2 protein-coding genes and 1 pseudogene are annotated in these 3,541 nt (G+C 63.2%); all 3 read left to right on the top strand.

All coding sequences use genetic code 11. The features are described from left to right. Positions 1-259 precede the first annotated feature (259 nt). A complete protein-coding gene (locus AB4Z53_RS35185) occupies positions 260-1,864 on the top strand; it encodes an ABC transporter substrate-binding protein (protein ID WP_441600036.1) in 1,605 nt (534 codons plus the stop codon). 7 nt (positions 1,865-1,871) lie between these two features. Continuing rightward, complete coding sequence (locus AB4Z53_RS35180; RefSeq protein ID WP_441600034.1) at positions 1,872-2,849, top strand: ABC transporter permease; 978 nt, start codon at positions 1,872-1,874, stop codon at positions 2,847-2,849. Between the two features lie 11 nt (positions 2,850-2,860). Next, positions 2,861-3,541, top strand: a pseudogene (locus AB4Z53_RS35175) (ABC transporter permease); the annotation flags it as partial.

Raw genomic sequence — 3,541 nt, 5'->3', positions numbered from 1 at the left:
CTGCATGCCATTCTCAGCCGCTCGCAGCCTTCCCCCACCAGTCCTGACGAACCCTGGCCGCAGCTCCGCGGATTAATGGCCGATCTCCTCGCATTCGACGCGGCTGTTGATCCGCCGCGTCGCCTCGCTGCGCACGAACCCAAAGCCGCGCTGCAAAATAGCTGAGCACGCCCGCCTGGGCTCAATCGTTGATTTTCACCGCGTCGGAGCCCCTCCGGCGCGAACCTCTGACTCTGTCAAAAACAAGAAGGAACCGCACATGAAACTGGGAAGATTGTTTCGGCCGCGTTTGCTGTCGGCGCTTTTGCTGTCCGTCTCGCTCGGCGCGTCGTTGGTCGCGGCGCCGGCCCTGGCGCAAGAACGGGGCGAACTGCGCATCGCCACGTCCTACAAGCTGATGACACTCGATCCACACTACGCCAATCTCAACGAGAACACCTCGCTGCTCTCTCACATCTATGAACGGCTGGTGTACCAGGACGAGAAGCTCCAGCTGATGCCCGGGCTTGCCACATCCTGGCGGGCGCTCTCCGACACGCAATGGGAGTTTAAGCTCCGCGACGGTGTCCGCTTCCATGACAGCGCGGTGTTTGACGCCGATGATGTTGTCTATTCGATCGAGCGCATCCGCGATTTCCTGAAGCCCCCGAGCGGCGGCTTTCGTTCTTCCGTGAGCGGCATCAAGTCGATCTCTGCACCCGATCCGCTGACGGTGGTCATCGAGACGAACGGTGCCGTCCCTACGCTACCGCTCACTTTCTCCTCGATCTTCCTGATGAACAAGCCAGCCGACGGTTTTGAGACGACGGAGGCGCTTAATTCCGGTTCTCCACCCAATGGCACCGGACCCTACCGGTTTGAGAGCTGGAGCTCCGGCGAGAGCTTGAGACTTGTGCGCAACGACGCCTACTGGGGTGGCAAGCCCGCCTGGCTGAAGGTCGGGTTCCGGGTGATCGAGAACCCGGCCGCCCGGGTGGCTGCACTCAGCACCGGTGAGGTCGACGTCGCCGACGCCATTCCCGCCCGTGATGTCGACGCCTTGAAGCAGCGTGGTGCCTCGATTGCCAGCGTCGGTGCCGCCCGCATCAACTTCGTGCAGTTCGACGTTGACCGGGATACGCTCCCCGGTGTTACCGACAAATCGGGCGCGCCGATCGCCAACCCGTTCAAGAACCCGCTTGTCCGGCGTGCGCTGGCGCTGGCGACCGACCGCGGCATTCTCGTCGACAAGATCCTTGCCGGATATGGCACGGCGGCGTCGCAGGTGTTTCCGACCGGACTTCCGGGCACGTCCGGCAAGCTCCTTCCCGAAGGGCCTGACTACGAACAGGCCAAGGCTCTGCTGGCCAAGGCCGGATATCCTGACGGCTTCAACCTCGTGCTTGCCGGGCCGGCCGGCCGTTATCCCGGCGATGCCGAGAGCCTGCAGGCAATCGCCCAGAGCTGGGCCCGGATCGGCATCAATGCCCAGCCATCGGCAGCCCCGTTCTCGGTGTTCAACACCAAACGCGCCGCCGGCGACTATGGCATCTGGTATGGCGGCACCTCCGGCGAGGCCGTCGACATCATCCTTCGCGCCCTGCTCGCCTCACCCAACCCGGAACGCGGAACCGGTGCGTTGAACTTCGGCAAGTACCAGAACCCGGCCTTCGACCAGATGCTGGCCAAGGCCGAGAGCATCGCGGTTGGTCCGGAACGGAATGCCGCATTGGGTTCGGCAACCGAGCTGGTGATGGCCGACCAGCCGATCATCCCGCTCTACCACTTCCACCACATCGTCGGTTACGGCCCGCGCATCGGCGCCTACGTCATGCATCCGCGCGGCTGGACGACGGCGATGCAGACGATCGCTGCAACGGAGTAAGCCCTTCATGGATATGATCTCGGTCGCACTCGGAAGGCTGTCACAGGCCTTCCTGCTGCTCATCGCCATGTCGTTGATCGGCTTTATCGGCATCCACAGCGTCGGCAATCCGGTCTTCAACGTCGTCAACATCGAAACCGCCACGCCCGAGGATATTCAGGCAGCCACCATCGCGCTCGGTCTCGACCAGCCGATCTGGCGCCAGTACCTGGTGTTCATCGGCAATGTCGTCAGCGGCAACTTCGGCACCTCCTACATCTACCATCAGCCGGCCTTCACGCTGGTGACGAGCAAGCTGCCGGCAACGCTGGAACTTGCCTCGATCGCGATGCTGATCGCAGCCCCGCTTGGAACCGGGCTTGGCCTTCTCGCCGGTCGGCGTATGGGCACGCTGTTCGACCGGACCCTGCTCAACGGCAGCGTCTCGGCGCTCAGCATCCCCTCGTTCTGGCTGGCGATGATGCTGATCCTTGTCGGCGCCATCCTCACCGGCTGGTTCCCGTCCGGTGGCAGAGGAGCAACCGAGCGTGTCCTCGGTGAGGACTGGAGTTGGCTCACCGCCAACGGTCTGTGGCACCTGGTGCTGCCGGCGCTGGCACTGGCGATTCCGAACATTGCGCTGATTGCCCGGCTGTCGCGCTCCGGCACGATAGAGGTCGAGAGCCAGGACTTCACTCGCTTCTGCCGCGCCAAGGGGCTGTCGTCACGACGGATCCTGATGCGCCACACGCTGCCTAACATCAGCGTGCCGATCGTGACGATCATCGGCCTGCAGTTCGGCGGCATGCTCGCCTTTGCCGTGGTGGTGGAATCGATCTTCTCGTGGCCGGGCGTCGGCAAGCTGCTGATCGACTCCATCCAGCTGCTCGACCGGCCCGTGGTGATGGCGACGCTGACCTTCATCGCCGTCGCCTTCGTCGTGCTCAACGCCCTCGTCGATCTTTTCTATGCCGTACTCGATCCGCGCGTGCGCCTGTCTTCCTGAAGGGGAAAGTCATGAAAGCCCAAATCCTCAGCGCGTTGAAGAAGCGCCGTCACGGACCGGTCATGACCGTGTCCAAAGTACTGCTCGTCAGCTACGTCCTCGTTGCCATCGCCGCACCGCTGATCGCACCTCAGAACCCCTATGATCCGCTGCAGATCTTTGGCTGGGAGGCATCGTCGCCGCCCGGAACACTGGGTAGCGGTGGCTATCTCTATCTGCTTGGAACTGACGGGCTTGGCCGCGATATCGTCAGCACCATCCTCTATGGTCTGCGTATCAGCCTGGTGGTGTCGATCGTCAGCTCAGCGCTTGCCGCCCTGATCGGGCTCACCGCCGGGGTCAGTGCCGCCTACTTCGGCAAATGGGTCGATGTCGTCATCATGCGGCTCGTCGACCTGCAGCTCAGCCTGCCGACCATCCTGATTGCGTTGATTGCCATCGTCACGCTTGGACCGGGCATCGACCGGATCATCCTGGCGCTGATCATCGCCCAATGGGCGACCTATGCGCGGATCGCTCGTGGCGTCGCACTGAGCGAAGTCAAGAAGCCCTACATGGATGCGGCCCGGCTGATGCGGCTGCCGACCTCCCGGATCCTCTTCCGTCACGTGCTGCCCAACAGCATCGCGCCCGCGATCACTCTGATCCCGATTGATCCCGATCGAGGTCGGTCATGCCGTGGCGCTAGAGGC

This window comes from Ensifer sp. 2TAB8, assembly GCF_052115125.1.
Classification (GTDB): domain Bacteria; phylum Pseudomonadota; class Alphaproteobacteria; order Rhizobiales; family Rhizobiaceae; genus Ensifer.
The sequence above is the reverse complement of the archived record's forward strand: the minus strand, read 5'-3'. Positions and strand labels throughout refer to the sequence as shown.